Raw genomic sequence first — 15945 nt, forward strand, 5'->3', positions numbered from 1 at the left:
CTGGTTCCGGCGGGCAAACTCGCCACCGTGCGCCGGTCAGTGCGCGACGATCGCCGGCAGGGGCACGTGGTGGCGCATGCGCACCGCCAGGTGCAGGCCTCCGCGGCGGGCGAGCACGAGCGCGATCACGGCGGCGGCCGCAGCCGGCACGCCACCGGCGACCATCATCCCCACGTGCGCACCGAAGTGGTCGACGACCTGCCCCATGAGCGGCCCGCCGATGGCCTGGCCGCCGAGCAGCACGAGCACGTAGAGCGACATCACCCGGCCGCGGATCGCCACGTTCGACGACAGCTGCACGAGCGAGTTCGACGCGGTCTGGAACAGCAGCTGCGACATGCCGACGGCGACGAGCGCCACGGTGAACGGTGCGATCACGGGGATCGACCCCGACACGACGAGCAGCACCCCGGTCCAGAACACCCCGCCGACGATGGTCCGCAACCGCACGACCGCCCGTCGCGTGGAGAGCAGCGCCCCGACGAGGGCGCCGACCGCGACGGCGGAGTTGAACACGCCGTAGCCGCCGGCTCCGACGTCGTACACCTGTGACGCGAAGGCCGACAGCAGCACCGGCATCGTCAGCGCGAACACCGAGAAGAACGCCACGAGGATCACCGGCACGATGATGGTCGGCTTGTTGACGGCGTAGCGGAGACCCTCCATCAGCTGACCCTTCCCGCGGGGTGCCGGGGGAGTCCGGTGCAGTTCCGAGACCTTCAGGAAGCCGAGGGTCACGACGACCGCGACGCAAGCGATCGCGTTCACGCCGAACGACCACCCGGCCCCGACCGCGACGAGCAGCGCCCCGGACAGCGCCGGTCCGATCATGCCGCCGAGCTGGAAGACCGACGAGTTCACGCTGATCGCGTTGCGGAGGTGCTGGTGCCCGACGATCTCGGTGACGAACACCTGGCGGGCGGGGTTGTCGATCACGGTGACCATGCCGACCAGGAACGCGATCACCCAGATGTGCCAGGCCTCGACCACCCCGGCCAGCGTCAGCACGGCGAGCAGCGCGGAGAGCACCGCGAAGGCGCCCTGCGTGATCATCATCAGCGCGCGCTTGGAGAACCGGTCGACGAGCACGCCGCCGAGCAGCCCGAACAGCAGCATCGGCGCGAACTGGCACGCCACGGTGATGCCGACCTGCGCGACCGAGCCGGTCAGCTGCAGGACGAGCCAGTCCTGGGCGATGCGCTGCATCCAACCGGCGGTCATCGCGACGAGGTTGGTGGCCGTGAACAGCCGGAAGTTCGGCACGGACAGGGCGATCAGCGTGTGCCGCCATGGCGGGCGGGTGGCCTGGATCGGAAGTGGTTCGGTGGGCGGGGGGAGGGTCGTCGGTGACGCGCTCACGGTGGTGGGAACTCCGGACGTCGTTGCGGATCTGGTACCCCATCGAAACTACGTGGCGGCCGCCCATTCGATACCCCTATGGTGACTATCAATCCATTGCGATGTCGAATGAACGGGGTGCGCCGTGCTCGATCCGGTCCTGCTGCAGACCTTCCTGGCCGTCGCCGAGACCGGCAGCTTCACGCAGGCCGGTGCCCGCCTCGGCATCAGTCAGCCGACGGTGTCCCAGCACGTCCGGCGCCTCGAGACCGCGGTGTCGCGGACCCTCGTCGCCCGTGACACCCGGGGCGTCGCGCTCACCGACAACGGCGACGCCATGGCCGGCTTCGCGCGCACGATCCTGGCCGCGCACGCCACCGCGGACGCGTACTTCTCCGGGTCGGCGACGCGTGGGCGGCTCCGGTTCGGGGCGGCCGACGACCTCGCGATCACCCAGTTGCCGCGCATCCTCCGCGACTTCCGGCGGCTGCACCCACAGGTGAACCTCGAGCTGACGGTGAACCAGTCGTCGCCGCTGCTCCGGCGCGTGCACGCCGGCCAGCTCGACCTGGTGTTCATCAAGCAGACCGCCGGCGAGTCCGCCGAGGGCACCCGGGTCGCGACGGACCAGATGGTGTGGATGGCGCAGGACGGCATCACGGTCGAACGCGACGAGCCCGTGCCGCTCATCGCGTACCAGGCGCCGAGCATCAGCCGGCAGATGGCGATCGATGCCCTCGAGGCCGCCGGCCGCACCTGGCGGATCACCTGCAACACCCGCGACGTGAACGGCGTGCTGGCCGCGGTGCGTGCGGGGATCGGCGTCGCGGTGTTCCCGCACTCGCTCATCCCGGCGGACCTGGTGAAGGTGTCGCAGCGGCTCGGACTGCCGGACCTGCCGGCGGTCGACTACGTGCTCATCGCCAACCCGACGGTGCAGCGCGAGCCGATCGACGCCCTGACGAACGCGATCTTGTCCCGCGGGGTCGTCCGCGCCGTCTGACTCTCGTGGAGCCGCTAGCGGTCGGTGGTGCGAGACGCCGTCGTGTTGTTCGGGGTGGTGGTGCGAGACGCCGTCGTGTTGTTCGGGGTGGTGGTGCGAGACGCCGGCGTGTTGCCGAGACGCCTCGGAGTTCGTGAGACACCGCCGGATTCGGGGGCGTCTCGCTGGCCTGGGGGCGTCTTGCGGACACGACGGCGTGTTTCAGAGACGACGGCGTGTTTTCCGGACGACGGCGGGTTGTCACGACGCCGCAGACGACGGCGTCGCACGGACTACGGCGCGAGCATCGGCAGCGTCCCGGTCCCGGTCACGTCGGGCAGCGTCACCCCGGCTGCCGGCAGCAGCGCCGACGCGACGGCCCACAGCAGCACGAGCGTCCCGACCGCGCCGAGCACGCCGCCGAGCAGCCCGACGGGCCGCTGCCACGTCGCCGCCCGGTCACGCAGGGTCACGATCGACAGCAGCAGCGCGAGCAGTCCGAGCACGACACCGACGCCGTGCACGGTCGCCGGCGCGGTGAACCACCACGCCGCGAGCCCGAGCGTGGCGATGCCCGCCACGGCGCTCAGGACGGCACCGGGCGTCGCGCCGAGTGCGCGGCGCGGCTCCGGCCCGGCGGCTGCGGTCACGGGCTGGTCCAGCAGTTCGGTCGGGAGGCCCGGTGCGGCCTCGGCAGACACGCCGGCTTCCGCCAGGGGTGCGGTCGACGGCACGGCGGGGTCGGGTGCAGCGGTCGCGGCGGGGTGCAGGACGGCCTCGAAGGACCGTCCGCGGTCGGTCACCGGCGACGGAGTGGGAGCTGCGGATGCCGCCGCGGACTGCTGGTGGGCGAAGCGGCGGGGCGTGCGGAAGCCGATCGGGCCGACGGGCTCCGGTTCGGTGCCCTCGACGACGACGTGCTCCAGGCCGGGCACGGAGAACCGCGGCTGCCCGGCAACGGGCACGGGCGACGGCGCGGGAGCCGGAGCGGTGCGGGGAGCGGCATCGATCGGCGAGACCGGGGTCGCGGCGGCGGTCGGGGACACGGAAGCGGTGTCGAAGGGCACCGTGTGCACACTCGGCGACGTCGGAGCCGGCGGCAGGAGGTCCTGCTGCGGCGGGTAGTCGGGCGCGGTGACGTCGTCCTCGACGAGGGTCTGGATGGACGCGGGCTCCAGCGTCGGCTGCGGGGCGGACCCGGGCACGGTGGTGGGAGCCGGCGCACCGTGGGCGGCGCGCGACGGGGCGGCGGTGGGGCGGGCCTCCCGGACGGTGGTCGCTGCGGCGACGGGGGCGACCCGCGGGCCGGACGCGGCCGGTTCGACGACCGGTGCGGTCACCCAGGACGGGACGGGACGGCGCGGCCGGTCCGAATCCTGCATGCGATGCGACGCCACTGCGGTGCTCCCTTCGTCGACTGATCCATCGTCAGTTCTAGCGGCAACGGTCGCGGATGTCGCAGCCCCAGTTCCGGGGTCGCCGGTACGTTCGGGGCATGACCGGAATCGAACACCGCCCACTGGGTCCTTCGGGGCTCGTCGTCTCCACCGTCGGCCTCGGCTGCAACAACTTCGGGCGGCCGGGGACCGCCTCCGAGTCGCAGGAGGGCACCGACGCCGTCGTGCGGGCTGCGCTCGACGCCGGCGTCACGCTCTTCGACACCGCCGACATCTACGGCGGCACGCCCGGCATGTCCGAGGAGATGCTCGGCAGGTCGATCGCGGGTCGGCGTGACGAGATCGTCCTCGCGACGAAGTTCGGCATGGACATGCAGGGCGCGAACGGGCCGGACTGGGGCGTTCGCGGGTCGCGGCGGTACGTGCGGCTGGCCGTCGAGTCGTCGCTCCGTCGTCTCGGCACGGACTGGATCGACCTGTACCAGATGCACCGCCCGGACGACGTGACCCCGATCGAGGAGACGCTGTCGGTCCTCGACGACCTGGTCCGCGAGGGCAAGATCCGCTACGTCGGGCACTCGAACTTCGCGGGGTGGCAGATCGCCGAGGCCGAGCTGACCGCGTCGATCGCGGGCACCACGGCGTTCGTGTCCGCGCAGAACGAGTACAGCCCGCTCGCCCGGGCCGCCGAGGTCGAGGTGCTGCCGGCCGTCCGGGCCTACGCGCTCGGGTTCCTGCCGTTCTTCCCGCTGTACAACGGGCTGTTGACCGGCAAGTACACGAAGGCCGGCGGCCCGGCCGACGGACGCCTGTCGACCTCGAAGCCGCAGCTGCTCGAGGACGCCCCGTGGGAGGTGCTCGACGAGTACCAGCGGTTCTGCGACGACCGCGGCGTGACGATGCTGCAGGCGACGTTCGCGTGGCTGCTGGCACAGCCGGGGCTCTCGAGCGTCATCGCGGGGGCGACGAAGCCGGAGCAGATCACCCAGAACGTCGAGGCCGGCACCACGTGGGAGCCGTCCGAGGACGACCTGGCCGACATGACGGTGATCTTCGACCGGGTGTAGCGGGCGCCTGGTCACGCGCTGGGCGACAGTTCACGGGCTCCGCAGTCCGTGACGCGTCGCTCAGCGCGAAACGGCACCGGCGGTCAGCGGGTGGCGGCCTGCAGGGCTTCGCGCAGCTGGTCGGCGGTCAGGCGTGGGCCGTAGCCGGGGGTGTCGCGCTGGATGCGCCATCCCTCGGCGAGGGGACCGGCATCGACGACGTCGAAGCCGAACTGGTCGATGAGGTCCGCCGTCACCCGCTTCGCCTCGGCGTCGTCGCCCGCGACCACCAGGGCACGGCGGTCGGGCGTGCCGGCCGGTGTGGCGTGGCCGGTCAGGTCCGCGGCACCGATGTGGTTGAACGCCTTGACGACCCGGGCACCGGGCAGGTGGTCCTGCAGCAGCTCGGCGGTCGTCGTCGACTGGTCGTCGAGCGCAGCGATGTGTCCGTCGCGCTCCCAGTAGTAGTTGTTCGTGTCGATGACGACCTTGCCGACGAGCGGCTCGGCCGGGATCGTCTCGATGGCGGCGAGCGGCACCGTCACGACGACGAGCTCGCCGGCTGCAGCGACCTCGTCACGGGTCGCCGCGCGGGCCTGGTCGCCGAGTTCCGCGACCAGATCGCTCAGGGTCTCGGGGCCGCGCGAGTTCGCGATCACCACCTGGTGACCGTGCTGCACCGCGAGCCGTGCGAGCTGGGATCCGATGTTGCCTGCGCCGATGATGCCGATCGTTGTCATGGTGTCCATCCAACGCTCGGCGGCCGCAGGCATTCCCGGTGGGGCACGTGCGCCCCGTGCGGAGCATGATGGCGGCATGGACCACGAGTTCCGCGACGAGACCGACCAGGACCGCTACGCCATGTACGTCGGCGGCGAGCTCGTGAGCGTGCTCGACTACCGCGAGAACGGCGACGCGATCGCGTTCCCGCACACGTACACGGTGCCGAAGCACCGTGGGCACGGCTACGCGGCCGAACTCGTGGCGTACGCGGTCACCGACGTCGAGACGCACTCGACGAAGCGGGTCGTGCCGATGTGCTGGTTCGTCGGCAAGTGGTTCGACGAACACCCCGAGAAGTCCGAGTTGCTCAGCCGCAGTGCCGCGGACTGAGCCCACCCGAGAAGAGCGTCCCATGCCCACCATCACCCCCTTCCTCTGGTACGACGACCAAGCCGAGCAGGCCGCCCGGTACTACGTCGACCTGTTCCCCGGCAGTTCGATCGACAGCGTGGCCAAGGCACCGGACGGCACGACCCTGGTCGTCGAGTTCACGTTGCTCGGCCAGCCCTACCGGGCGATGAACGGCGGCCCCGGGCACCCGCACACCGACGCCGTGTCGTTCCAGGTCGACGTCGACACCCAGGACGAGCTCGACCGGATCTGGGACGCCCTGCTGGCGGACGGCGGCTCGCCGAGCATGTGCGGGTGGCTGTTCGACCGCTGGGGTCTCGCGTGGCAGGTGACCCCGTCGATGATGGGCGAACTGATGACCGGCTCCGGCGACCCCGAGGCGAACGCGCGGGTCTTCCAGGCGATGATGACGATGCAGAAGCTGGACATCCCCGCGCTCCAGGCCGCCGCTGCGGGTCACTGAGCCCGATTCCCGCGTACCGGCCGGTATGGTGTCGGCACAGAAGACCGCCGGCCGGCGCCGGCAACGACAGGCTGGAGCCACGATGGACCACCCGAGCTCCGAGGTCCGGAACAGTGAGGTCGGCCGGGCGTACACCGAGCTCGCCCGGATCACCCGACGTGCGAGCATCCGTGCCCGGGGTTCCGACCAGGCGCTGAGCGTCGTCGACCAGTCCCTCGTCGACTTCGTCGTGCAGCACCCCGGCTGCATGGCCATCGACATCGCCCGGTACCTGCGGCTGAACCGATCGACCATCTCCCGCCAGCTCTCCGGTCTCCTCGCCACGAAGCTGATCGCGACCACCGACGGCGGGACCGGCAACGCGAAGCCCCTGGTGGCGACGGACGCCGGCCGAGCCGCACTCGAACGCTCCGTACAACTGCACCGCGATGCGCTCGAAGAACGGCTCGCCAGCTGGTCCGACGACGACATCGCCCTGCTCGCCGGCCTGCTCGAACGGCTCGGCGCGTCGGACGAGGCCGGCCTGCCGATGCCCGGACGCTCCACGACGTGACGACCTCGTTCGTCCTGCTCTCCGACACGCACCTGCCGAAACGGGCGAAGGACCTGCCCGCGGCGCTCTGGACCGACATCGACGCCGCGGACCTCGTGGTGCACGCGGGGGACTGGGTCGACCTCGCCACCCTGAACGCCGTGCAGCAGCGCTCACAGCGGTTCGCGGGGGTGCGCGGCAACAACGACGGCCCCGAGTTCGACGACCGGCTGCCGCTCGTCACGCGGTTCGCGGTCGAGGACCTGCGGTTCGCCCTGGTGCACGAGACCGGAGCCGCGACCGGTCGCGAACGCCGGATGGCCGCCGACTACCCGGACGTCGACGTGCTCGTCTTCGGCCACTCGCACATCCCGTGGGACACCGTCGCGCCGTCCGGCCTGCGGCTGCTCAACCCCGGATCACCGACCGACCGCCGTCGCCAGCCCGACTTCACGTGGATGCGCGGCACGGTGGACGGCGCCGACCTGTCCGTCGAGCTCGTGCGCCTGCCGCCGCCCGCCCGCTGAGGCCGCCGTCCTGGCTCGTCCGCGAAAGCGACAGATCCCCGCGGAACATCGGCGGAAATCTGTCGCTTTCGCGGTGTGGTCAGCGGTCGTCAGCGCAGGAGTGTCGCTTCCGCGGCAGTGACCCCGGTACTGGTACCAGCGCCAGCGCCGGTACCAGCGCCGGCAGTCCCCGCCAGCGGCATGCGGAAGAACGCGAGCTCCCACTCGGTCGAGCGGCGGAACGCCCGCGCCATCCGGCCTCGCTCGGACGGGGTCGCGGCGGCCGCCATCGCCTCGACCAGACGCGTCGCCTCGGCACTCGACGCCGCGAAACCCGGGTCCCCGTAGGCCGTGATCCAGTCCGCGAACGCGTGCCCGTCCGGCGCCGCGCCGAGCTGTGACCCCACCCAGGCGTAGACCCGGAAGCAGGGGAGCACCGCCGCGGCGAGGACGGCCGCCGACCCGGAGTCGGCCGCCCGCTGCAGGTGTGCGAGGTACCCGGCGCACGTCGGGTGGACGGGGTCGTCGGCGTGGGTGCCGGCGAGGCGTCGGTGGTGCAGGTCGCGGGCCTCGGTGGCGCACCCCTCGGCCGCCGCAGCCCAGAAGGCGGCCGCCGCAGCACCAGCACCGCCAGCACCGTCAGCACCAGCACCAGCAGCAGCAGCGCTCGCCGCCAACGCCGCCAAGTGCCGCTCGTACGCCCGCAGGTAGTGCACGTCCTGCGCGAGGTACCCGGCGAACACGTCCGCGTCGAGCGTCCCGTTCCGCAGCCCGACCAGGAACCCGCACTCGATCGTGGCCCGCAGCACGGCGGAGACGTCGGACCACCACACCTCGGTGAACCGGACCGGCGGCAGTGCGTCGCGGATCACGGCACCGTGGTCGATCGGCCCGTTCCCGGACCCGACCCGCAGCGCATCCGCCCCCTGCAACGCCGTCGTCAGCCAGGGCTTCGCCACCCCGACCGCGAGCTCCCAGTCACCGTGCCGGGCCGCGAGCGTCGCGATCGCACTCGACAGCGAGCATCCGGTGCCGTGCGTGTTGTCCGTCGCGACTCGCGGAGCCGTGAAGACCCGTGCGGACCCCGAGGGCGACACGAGCACGTCGTCGGCGGTCGGCCCCTCGTCGTGCCCGCCCTTCGCCAGCACGAGGACGTCCCAGGTCGACGCCACGAGCCGCGCAGCGTCCAGCGACGACAGCGACGACAGCGACGAAGCGGAAGCACCAGCACCAGCACCAGCACCACCAGCGCCACCAGCACCTGCCAGCGCCGCCAACACCTGCAGCTCGGCCCGGTTCGGCGTGACGAGGTCGGCCAGCCCGAACAACGCGACCATCGCCGAGGCGGCGTCCTCGTCGAGCAACCGGTCACCACTCGTCGCCACCATCACCGGGTCCACCACGACCACGGGCGGCCGGTGCTCCCGCAGCCAGTCCGTCACGACGCGGACGACCGGTGCGGTGCCGAGCATCCCGATCTTCACGGCGTCGATCGTGACGTCGTCCGACACCGCGTCGAGCTGCTCCCGCAGGAACGCGACGTCCGGCACGTGCACCGACCGCACCCCGTGCGTGTTCTGCGCCACGAGTGCGGTCACGACGCCCATGCCGTACCCGTCGTGTGCCGCGATCGCCTTGAGGTCGGCCTGCAGCCCGGCACCGCCCGTCGGATCGGTGCCGGCGATGGCCAGGACGCGCGGGACGCTCACGACCGGACCCCGACCGGGAGGAACGGATCACCCTGCGCGAACCGCCCCGGCTCCGCCCCGCGGCCGGGTCCAGGGCCCCACGCGGCCACGTACGCGGCCGCTGCGGACCCAGGATCGGCCGCGGCGCAGATGCCCGACACGATCGCGACCCCGGCTGCGCCCGCTGCCCGGAGCGGCCCGACGTCGTCGAGCGTCACACCGCCGATCGCCACGCACGGCAGGTCCGTCGCCGCCGCGAGCCGGGCGAACCCGTCGTACCCGAGCGCCGGCGGGTGGTCGGCCTTCGTCGTCGTGGGGTGCACGACCCCGACGCCGAGCAGGTCGACGGTGCCGCGGGACAGCCGTGCGACGACCGCCAGGTGCTCCGCTGTGTTCGCGGTCAACCCGACGTGCGCGTCCGGCCCGAGCAGTGCGCGGGCAGCGGTCACGGGGACGTCCGACTGCCCGAGGTGCACCCCGGCGACCCGGTGCCCGGCGTGCCGTGCCGCGAGGGCGACGTCGAGCCGGTCGTCGACCACCACGGCGGCACGGTCGGCCACGGCGTCGGCCACGGCAGCGGTCAGGGCCAGGAGGTCCCGTGCCGAAGCGTCCTTGTCGCGCACCTGCACGATCCGGACGCCGGCGTGCACCGCGGCACGCACGACCCCGAGCACACCGACACCGTGCCGGTCGGCCAGGGCACCGTCGGTGACCAGGTAGACGCCGAAGTCCTGCCGGAGCCCGCTCATGCCGGCACCACCAGGGACGCAGCATCGGCCTCGACCGTGATCCGGGCCTCGCGGACGACGTCCTCGGGAGTGAGCGACGCCAGCCGGTCGAGGAACAGCGGCTGGAAGGTGCCGGGCCCGCCGGCCTCGCGGGCGGCGAGCTCCGCCGCGATCGTGTGCACCGCGGTCGCGGCGACGGCGGCCGCCCCGGCGTCGCCGGGCGCGACCGACGTGAACGCGGCGACGACCGCACCGAGGGCGCACCCGCCCCCGGTGATCCGCGTCAACAGCTCGGTGCCGTTCGCGACCCGGACCACACCGGTGCCCGGCGCGACCAGCAGGTCGACGGGACCCGACACGGCCACCGCAGCCACGAGCCTCCCGGCCGCCTGACCGGACACGGCGTCGACCGCAGCGTCACGGGCGTCCTCGGTGCCCACCGTGCTGTCGACGCCGCGGCCACCGGCCGACGTGCCGAGCAGGGCGAGGACCTCGGACGCGTTGCCGCGCAGCACCGTCGGGTGCAGCGCCAGCAGGTCGCGGGCCAGAGCGGTGCGCACCGGCAGCGACCCGACGGCGACGGGGTCGAGCACCCACGGGGTGCCGGTGTCGACCGCGGCGGTGGCGGCCTCGAGCGAAGCGATCCGGGGCTCGGCGTGCGGGGTGCCGGTGTTCACCAGCAGGGCGTCGGCGACCCGGGCGAACGGCCCCGCCTCGGTCGGCACGTCGACCATCGCGGGCGACGCCCCGAGCGCGAGCAGCACGTTCGCGGTGACGTTCTGCACCACGGTGTTCGTGATGCACTGCACCAGCGGGCCCCGGGCACGGACGGCCTCGAGCAGTTCGGCGGTTCGGTGGGCCCAATCAGGGGTGGGCGCAGCGGTATCCATGGACGATCCCTTCGCGAGTACGAGCTCGAGCAGGTTCGACGGGTGTGATCTCAGCCGCTGGTTGCGGCACCCCGTGTCTCGAGCGACACCGTACACGAGCAGCTGCGTCGCGCTCCGGCCCGTCCTCTCCGGTCACATGTCCGGCCCCGTGTGACAGGGTTGACGCGTGCCAGACACCACGCCTCCCGGACCGCCACCAGGCCCCCGCGACCCCGGCGACGCCTGGGCGGTCGGCCCCGACGGCACCAAGGCCTGGGGGCTCTTCGGCGCCGCCGGCCTGCTCGTCGACGACGGCGCCGGACGCGTCCTGCTGCAGCACCGCGTCGAGTGGAGCCACCACGGCGGCACCTGGGGCATCCCGGGCGGCGCACGCCACCAGGGCGAGGACGCCGTGACCGGAGCCCTCCGCGAGTCCGCCGAAGAAGCCGGCGTGCCGCACGACGGCGTCGACCTGCGGCACACCGCACTGCTCGACCTGGGGTTCTGGACCTACACGACGGTGGTGGGCAGGGCCTCGCGACCGTTCGAACCGGTCATCGCGGACCGCGAGAGCCTCGCGCTGTCCTGGATCCCCGTCGCCGAGGTCGACGACCTACCGCTGCACCCCGGTTTCGGCCGGTCGTGGCCGGCGCTCCGTGCATCGATCACCACCACGCCGCACATCGTCGTCGACGCGGCGAACGTCGTCGGCAGCGTGCCCGACGGGTGGTGGAAGGACCGGGCCGGGGCCGCATCCAGGTTGCTGTCGTCGGTGTCGGCGCTCGCCGGATCCGGGGTGCACGCCGAGCTGCTCGCGTTGCCGTTCGCGCGGTGGTGGCCGCGGTGGACCGTCGTGCTCGAAGGCGAGGCCCGTGGGGCCGCGGCTGCCGGTGCCGCGGCTGCCGGTGCTGCGTCCGCCGGTGCCGAAGCGGCCCGCGGACTCGACGTCGTGCAGGCACCCGGGTCCGGGGACGACGCGATCGTGGCGTCGGCGCAGTCTGCGGTCGACGCCGGCGACGGGCCCGTCGTGGTCGTCACGGCGGACCGTGGACTCCGCACCCGCGTCGAGGCGGTCGGCGCCGTCGTGCACGGCCCGTCCTGGCTCCGCGACCAGTTCTCGGAAGACCCGGCCGTGCCGCAGGTCGGTCACGAGGGCTCGCCGATGTGACGTGTTGTTCACACGACTGTGTCACGGGCGGACACAGTCGTCGGTAGTGTGGCCGGACGTCAACGGAGACGCACACACAGGAGGTTCCCCATGGAGCGGATCACCAGGGCCGACGACCGAGTCCACCGCCCGGCCGGGCCGTGGACACCGACCGTCCACCGGCTGCTCGCACACCTGCACGAACAGGGGTTCGTCGCGGCACCGGAACCGATCGAGCACGGCGACACCCTCGAGACGGTGTCGTTCGTCCCCGGGGTCGCGGGGGAGTACCCGTGGACCGAGGACGTCGCGAGCGAAGCCGCCCTCGTCACGAGCGCCCGCCTGCTCCGGCAGTTCCACGACGCCGCGGCCACGTACCCGCGTGACGCATCACGCGACCTCTGGTCCCAGGCGGTCCGCGCACCCGTCGAGACGATCGTGCACGGCGACTTCGCACCGTACAACTGCGTCTACGACGGCATCCAGGCCGTGGGGCTCATCGACTTCGACACCGCACACCCCGGTCCCCGCGTCTGGGACGTCGCGAGTGCCGTGTACCGGTTCGCCCCGTTCACCACCGGCGAGGTCGAGGGCGCGACGGCTCCGGACCTCGACGACCGGCTCGCCCGCGCCGCCGAGTTCTGCCGCGCCTACGACCTCGACGACCGCTCCCGCAGCGTCCTGGTCGAGACGATGACCGGGTCCCTCGTCGCGATGGTCACCACCATGGAGACCGAGGCAGCCGCCGGCAACCCGAAGTTCGTCAGCGACCTGGCACACGGGCACGCCGACCTGTACCGGGCCGACGTCGCCTACATCGAGCAGCACGCCGCCGACATCGCCGCCGCCGTCGCGTGACCCCGACCCCTGCGCAGCTCCGCGCGATGCGGCTCGCCGCGCAGGGGATCGCGGTCCCCGGCCTCGGACCCACCGCCGCCGTCGAACGGATGACCGCCGTGCAGGGGCAGGACCTCGGCCATGCCCTCTGGGCCATCGGGGTCCGCGCACCGGGGGCCACCCGCACCGAGGTCCGTGATGCCTTCGACCGCGGTGACCTCGTCCGCTCGTGGCCGATGCGGGGGACCCTGCACGCCGTGCGGCCGGACGACCTGCGGCTCCTGCTCTCCCTGACCGCCGAACGGACCCTGCGGAGCATCGCCCGCCGCGCCACCGAACTCGGCATCGACGACGTGCTGCTCGGCCGTGCCCGTGACACCACCGTCGCCGCACTGTCCGGCGGCCGGTCCCTCGTCCGCGACGACCTCTTCGAGGAGTACCGCGCCGCCGGCATCGACCCCGCGGGCGGCCGCGGATACCATCTGCTGCTGCAGCTCTCGCAGGCGGGGCTCGTCGCCTGGGGGCCCACCGCCCGCGTCGGCCAGGGGCTCGTGCTGCTCGACGAGTGGGCGCCCGCGATCGCCGAGGTCCCCGAGCGCGACGAAGCACTCCGCCGAGTGCTCGTCGGGTACCTGCGCGGCCGGGGCCCCGCCACCGAGGCCGACGCCGCCAGCTGGACGAAGCTCCCGCTCGGCGACCTCCGACGAGCCCGAGCCGCAGCCGGCGACGCCGTCGAGGACCTCGGCGACGGACTCCTCGCGCTCGCCGACCGACCCACCACCGGCGGCACACCCACCGGACACCTGCTGCCCGGGTTCGACGAGTACCTGCTCGGGTACGCCGACCGCTCCGCCCAGCTCGACCCCGCACACGCCGACCGGGTCGTCCCCGGAGCGAACGGGATGTTCCTGCCCATGGCCGTCGTCCGCGGCAGGGTCGTCGGCACCTGGGGGCGGACCGAGCGTGCCAGCGGGGTCGCCGTCACCGTGACACCGTTCGCGGTGCTCGACACGGGATCGGTGCGCGCGCTCGAGGCAGCCGCCGACCGGTACGCGCGGTTCCTCGACGCGCCCGTCGCGTTCGGGGTCGTGGAGGCGACCACGCGCTGACCGCGGCCGGTGGGGTCGAGTCCATCCCAGCCTCTCCCCACCGGCACGGCCGACCCGCCGCTGGCGCGTCGATCCGGAACCGGCGGCGTGGGCCCAGGGCGTCCCCAGCAACCACGCGGCGGACTCGTACCCTGCCTCGGGTAATGTCGCAGGGCCATGACCGACAGCCCGGCCGACGCCACCCCGTACGAAGTCCTCGGCGTCCCCGCGACCGCCGACGACGACGCGCTCCGCCGCGCCTACCGGCGTGCGGCCCGCGAATCCCACCCCGACCTCGGTGGCGACGCCCAGCACTTCCGCCGCGTCCAGCTCGCCTGGGAACGCATCGGCACGCCCGCTGCACGTCGTGCCTACGACGCGGGTTCCCGCGGCGCGTTCAGCAGCAGCGGCTCCGGCCGGTCCGGTTCCTCCGGGACGTCCGGTTCGTCCGGTTCGTCGACCGGGAGGCCCGACACCGGTCGCGACGACTACGCACCCCCGTCAGCCCGTCGCGACACCCGCCCCCGCGCCCGGTCCCACGGACACCCCGGCGGACGCTCCCGCGAGGTCTTCCTGCAGGCAGAACGCGAATGGGTCGGACTCGGCGATCCCATCGAGGACCCCTACGACCCCACCCTCATCCGCTCGGCGCCCCGACACATCCGACGGCTGCTCGGCGAGGCGCTCGCCGAAGAAGCGACCGCCTCGATCGTCTCGGACATGGGCATCGGTGTCACCGTCTGGCACGACCTCGATGCCGGGTCCGAAGGCAAGCTCGACCACGCCGTCCTAACCCCGAGCGGGCTGTGGGCCGTCGAGTCGATCGACTGGGGAGCCCCCGTGCGCGTGGAGCACGGTGACATCGTCGGGGAGACCCTGGCGCCCGGCGAGCGTCCGGTGAAGGAACTCGTCCGCGCCGCCCGCGCCGTGCAGAAGCAGACCCGCGTGCGGTTCACCGGCCGGCTGCTCGTCGTGCCGGACTCCGCGGTCGAGGTCGACGTGCAGCTCGTCGGCTCGCCGAAGAAGCCCACCGCCCTCGTGGTGCGCCGGAGTGCGCTCGGGCAGGTGCTCAACGGGGTGTGGTCCCCGCCCGGCTCGGTCGACGTGTTCGAGATCCGCGACCGCCTGCAGCAGACCGTCCGTTTCGTCTGATGCCGGATCCCGTGGTCGTGCTCGTCGGTGGCTGGGAGCACCAGTGTTGCGGACCAGCCGTCGAGATCGGTGACGTCGTCGAGTACGGCGTCGTGCCCGCTGACGGAGCGCGTCGTTTCGACGAGGTCCGGCACGACACGGTGCGGACGCAGACCATCCGCGGTCGGGTGGTGGAGCTGTACGCCGTCGGGGTCGGCGGTCGTGTCGCGATCGAGCGGGTACCGAGCGGATCGGCGCTCTGCGGATCCGACGAGGACGACGACGGGCACCTCGAAGCTCGCTGGACCGGTCAGCCGATCGCCGTCGAGTGGGACGCCGACGAGGAGTTCGAGGTCGTCGTCGATCCGTACGGCAAGCCTCGGCGTCAGTAGCCGCGGAGCTTCTCGAGGTCGCGGCGCTCCCGCTTGCTCGGGCGTCCGGCGCCGCGGTCGCGCATCGGCACGAACCCCGCCTCTTCCTTGGACAGCCGTGGCGGAGTCCTGTCCTCGAAGTGCTTCGCGGCCTCGGGTGCACTCGTCCGCTTCAGGATGATGCCCGTGACGACGACGATCCGGTCGAAGCCGTTCTGGCGGACCCGCACCTCGTCGCCGGGGCCGATCGGCTGCGCGGGCTTCGCGCGCTCCCCGTTCACCCGGACGTGCCCGGCCTTGCACGCGGCGGTCGCAGCGGAGCGGGTCTTGGTGATCCGCACCGCCCAGATCCAGCTGTCCACGCGAGCCTTGGCCATCCCCTCACTCTAGGCGGCCCCTACGCTGGGCGGGTGAGCACCGGGGAGCAGGCGGCGATCGCGCGGGCCCGAGCGCTCGGCGTGCTGCACGACGCCGCGATCGGGGACCGGCTCGTCGTCCGGGCGCACCACGGCGACGGTGCACAGGACGCCCTCGGGGACCTCGTCGCCCGCACGCCCGACACCGTCACGATCGCCACCCGCCGCGGCACGGTCGAGGTCCGGCTCGACGACGTCGTCGCCGCGAAGCCCGTCCCACCGCCCCCGGCCCCGCGCGCGCCCCGCCGCTGACCTCGCACCGTGCGAGGTTC

At 73.0% G+C, this 15945-nt stretch carries 19 protein-coding genes and 1 riboswitch; of the genes, 12 read left to right on the forward strand and 7 right to left on the reverse strand.

The window, feature by feature from the left end; genetic code table 11:
• Nucleotides 1-36: 36 nt before the first annotated feature.
• Entirely contained in the window at nucleotides 37-1359 is a 1323-nt protein-coding gene (locus ITJ59_RS17300; protein WP_194652553.1) for an MFS transporter, read from the reverse strand.
• A gap of 124 nt (nucleotides 1360-1483) precedes the next feature.
• On the opposite strand from ITJ59_RS17300, the gene ITJ59_RS17305 reads away from it, so the two are divergent.
• On the forward strand, nucleotides 1484-2341 hold the full coding sequence (locus tag ITJ59_RS17305; protein WP_194652554.1) for a LysR substrate-binding domain-containing protein: 858 nt from the start codon (nucleotides 1484-1486) through the stop codon (nucleotides 2339-2341).
• A gap of 272 nt (nucleotides 2342-2613) precedes the next feature.
• Here the strand turns inward: ITJ59_RS17305 and ITJ59_RS17310 are convergent, their stop codons facing one another.
• A complete protein-coding gene (locus tag ITJ59_RS17310; RefSeq protein WP_194652555.1) occupies nucleotides 2614-3660 on the reverse strand; it encodes a hypothetical protein in 1047 nt (348 codons plus the stop codon).
• A 155-nt stretch (nucleotides 3661-3815) separates the two neighbouring features.
• On the opposite strand from ITJ59_RS17310, the gene ITJ59_RS17315 reads away from it, so the two are divergent.
• Complete coding sequence (locus tag ITJ59_RS17315) at nucleotides 3816-4784, forward strand: aldo/keto reductase (protein ID WP_194652556.1); 969 nt, start codon at nucleotides 3816-3818, stop codon at nucleotides 4782-4784.
• Nucleotides 4785-4867: 83 nt separating this feature from the next.
• Here the strand turns inward: ITJ59_RS17315 and ITJ59_RS17320 are convergent, their stop codons facing one another.
• Nucleotides 4868-5503 (reverse strand): NADPH-dependent F420 reductase, encoded by a 636-nt coding sequence (locus ITJ59_RS17320; RefSeq protein WP_194652557.1) that lies wholly within the window; start codon nucleotides 5501-5503, stop codon nucleotides 4868-4870.
• A gap of 76 nt (nucleotides 5504-5579) precedes the next feature.
• On the opposite strand from ITJ59_RS17320, the gene ITJ59_RS17325 reads away from it, so the two are divergent.
• The 4 genes from ITJ59_RS17325 to ITJ59_RS17340 all read left to right on the forward strand — a co-directional run bounded on the left by ITJ59_RS17325 (nucleotide 5580) and on the right by ITJ59_RS17340 (nucleotide 7419).
• Nucleotides 5580-5876, forward strand: coding sequence for a GNAT family N-acetyltransferase (locus ITJ59_RS17325; RefSeq protein ID WP_194652558.1), 297 nt, complete (start codon nucleotides 5580-5582; stop codon nucleotides 5874-5876).
• Between the two features lie 22 nt (nucleotides 5877-5898).
• Nucleotides 5899-6360 carry a VOC family protein gene (locus ITJ59_RS17330; protein WP_194652559.1) on the forward strand — a complete coding sequence of 154 codons (462 nt, stop codon included), beginning with the start codon at nucleotides 5899-5901 and terminating at the stop codon, nucleotides 6358-6360.
• Between the two features lie 82 nt (nucleotides 6361-6442).
• Entirely contained in the window at nucleotides 6443-6913 is a 471-nt protein-coding gene (locus tag ITJ59_RS17335; protein ID WP_194652560.1) for a MarR family winged helix-turn-helix transcriptional regulator, read from the forward strand.
• Nucleotides 6910-7419, forward strand: a complete 510-nt coding sequence (locus ITJ59_RS17340; protein ID WP_194652561.1) for a metallophosphoesterase family protein — start codon at nucleotides 6910-6912, stop codon at nucleotides 7417-7419. Before ITJ59_RS17335 ends, ITJ59_RS17340 begins: the two co-directional genes overlap by 4 nt.
• Nucleotides 7420-7508: 89 nt before the next feature.
• On the opposite strand, the gene thiD is transcribed toward ITJ59_RS17340, so the two are convergent.
• The 3 genes from thiD to thiM all read right to left on the reverse strand — a co-directional run bounded on the left by thiD (nucleotide 7509) and on the right by thiM (nucleotide 10704).
• Entirely contained in the window at nucleotides 7509-9107 is a 1599-nt protein-coding gene (gene thiD / locus ITJ59_RS17345; protein WP_194652562.1) for a bifunctional hydroxymethylpyrimidine kinase/phosphomethylpyrimidine kinase, read from the reverse strand.
• Nucleotides 9104-9835 carry a thiamine phosphate synthase gene (thiE, locus tag ITJ59_RS17350; RefSeq protein WP_194652563.1) on the reverse strand — a complete coding sequence of 244 codons (732 nt, stop codon included), beginning with the start codon at nucleotides 9833-9835 and terminating at the stop codon, nucleotides 9104-9106. Before thiE ends, thiD begins: the two co-directional genes overlap by 4 nt.
• On the reverse strand, nucleotides 9832-10704 hold the full coding sequence (thiM, locus tag ITJ59_RS17355; RefSeq protein WP_194652564.1) for a hydroxyethylthiazole kinase: 873 nt from the start codon (nucleotides 10702-10704) through the stop codon (nucleotides 9832-9834). Before thiM ends, thiE begins: the two co-directional genes overlap by 4 nt.
• A riboswitch (TPP riboswitch) is annotated at nucleotides 10693-10788 on the reverse strand. Its footprint overlaps the gene before it by 12 nt.
• 82 nt (nucleotides 10789-10870) lie before the next feature.
• Here thiM and ITJ59_RS17360 point away from each other — a divergent pair.
• The 5 genes from ITJ59_RS17360 (at nucleotide 10871) to ITJ59_RS17380 (ending at nucleotide 15278) form a co-directional block, all read left to right on the forward strand.
• Nucleotides 10871-11851: an NUDIX domain-containing protein gene (locus ITJ59_RS17360; protein WP_194652565.1), complete on the forward strand. Its 981-nt coding sequence runs from the start codon at nucleotides 10871-10873 to the stop codon at nucleotides 11849-11851.
• A gap of 90 nt (nucleotides 11852-11941) precedes the next feature.
• On the forward strand, nucleotides 11942-12688 hold the full coding sequence (locus ITJ59_RS17365) for a phosphotransferase enzyme family protein (protein WP_194652566.1): 747 nt from the start codon (nucleotides 11942-11944) through the stop codon (nucleotides 12686-12688).
• Nucleotides 12685-13776, forward strand: a complete 1092-nt coding sequence (locus tag ITJ59_RS17370) for a winged helix DNA-binding domain-containing protein (RefSeq protein ID WP_194652567.1) — start codon at nucleotides 12685-12687, stop codon at nucleotides 13774-13776. The genes ITJ59_RS17365 and ITJ59_RS17370 overlap by 4 nt, the downstream gene beginning before the upstream one ends.
• A 156-nt stretch (nucleotides 13777-13932) precedes the next feature.
• Nucleotides 13933-14907, forward strand: coding sequence for a DnaJ domain-containing protein (locus tag ITJ59_RS17375; protein WP_194652568.1), 975 nt, complete (start codon nucleotides 13933-13935; stop codon nucleotides 14905-14907).
• Nucleotides 14907-15278: a hypothetical protein gene (locus ITJ59_RS17380; RefSeq protein WP_194652569.1), complete on the forward strand. Its 372-nt coding sequence runs from the start codon at nucleotides 14907-14909 to the stop codon at nucleotides 15276-15278. The genes ITJ59_RS17375 and ITJ59_RS17380 overlap by 1 nt, the downstream gene beginning before the upstream one ends.
• Here the strand turns inward: ITJ59_RS17380 and ITJ59_RS17385 are convergent.
• Nucleotides 15272-15634 (reverse strand): RNA-binding S4 domain-containing protein, encoded by a 363-nt coding sequence (locus ITJ59_RS17385; protein ID WP_071254500.1) that lies wholly within the window; start codon nucleotides 15632-15634, stop codon nucleotides 15272-15274. The genes ITJ59_RS17380 and ITJ59_RS17385 overlap by 7 nt on opposite strands.
• A 33-nt stretch (nucleotides 15635-15667) precedes the next feature.
• On the opposite strand from ITJ59_RS17385, the gene ITJ59_RS17390 reads away from it, so the two are divergent.
• Nucleotides 15668-15925, forward strand: a complete 258-nt coding sequence (locus ITJ59_RS17390) for a hypothetical protein (RefSeq protein ID WP_323749544.1) — start codon at nucleotides 15668-15670, stop codon at nucleotides 15923-15925.
• Nucleotides 15926-15945 lie beyond the last annotated feature (20 nt).

The sequence above is a fragment of the Curtobacterium sp. VKM Ac-1393 genome, assembly GCF_015350995.1.
In the GTDB taxonomy this organism is placed as follows: Bacteria; Actinomycetota; Actinomycetes; order Actinomycetales; family Microbacteriaceae; genus Curtobacterium.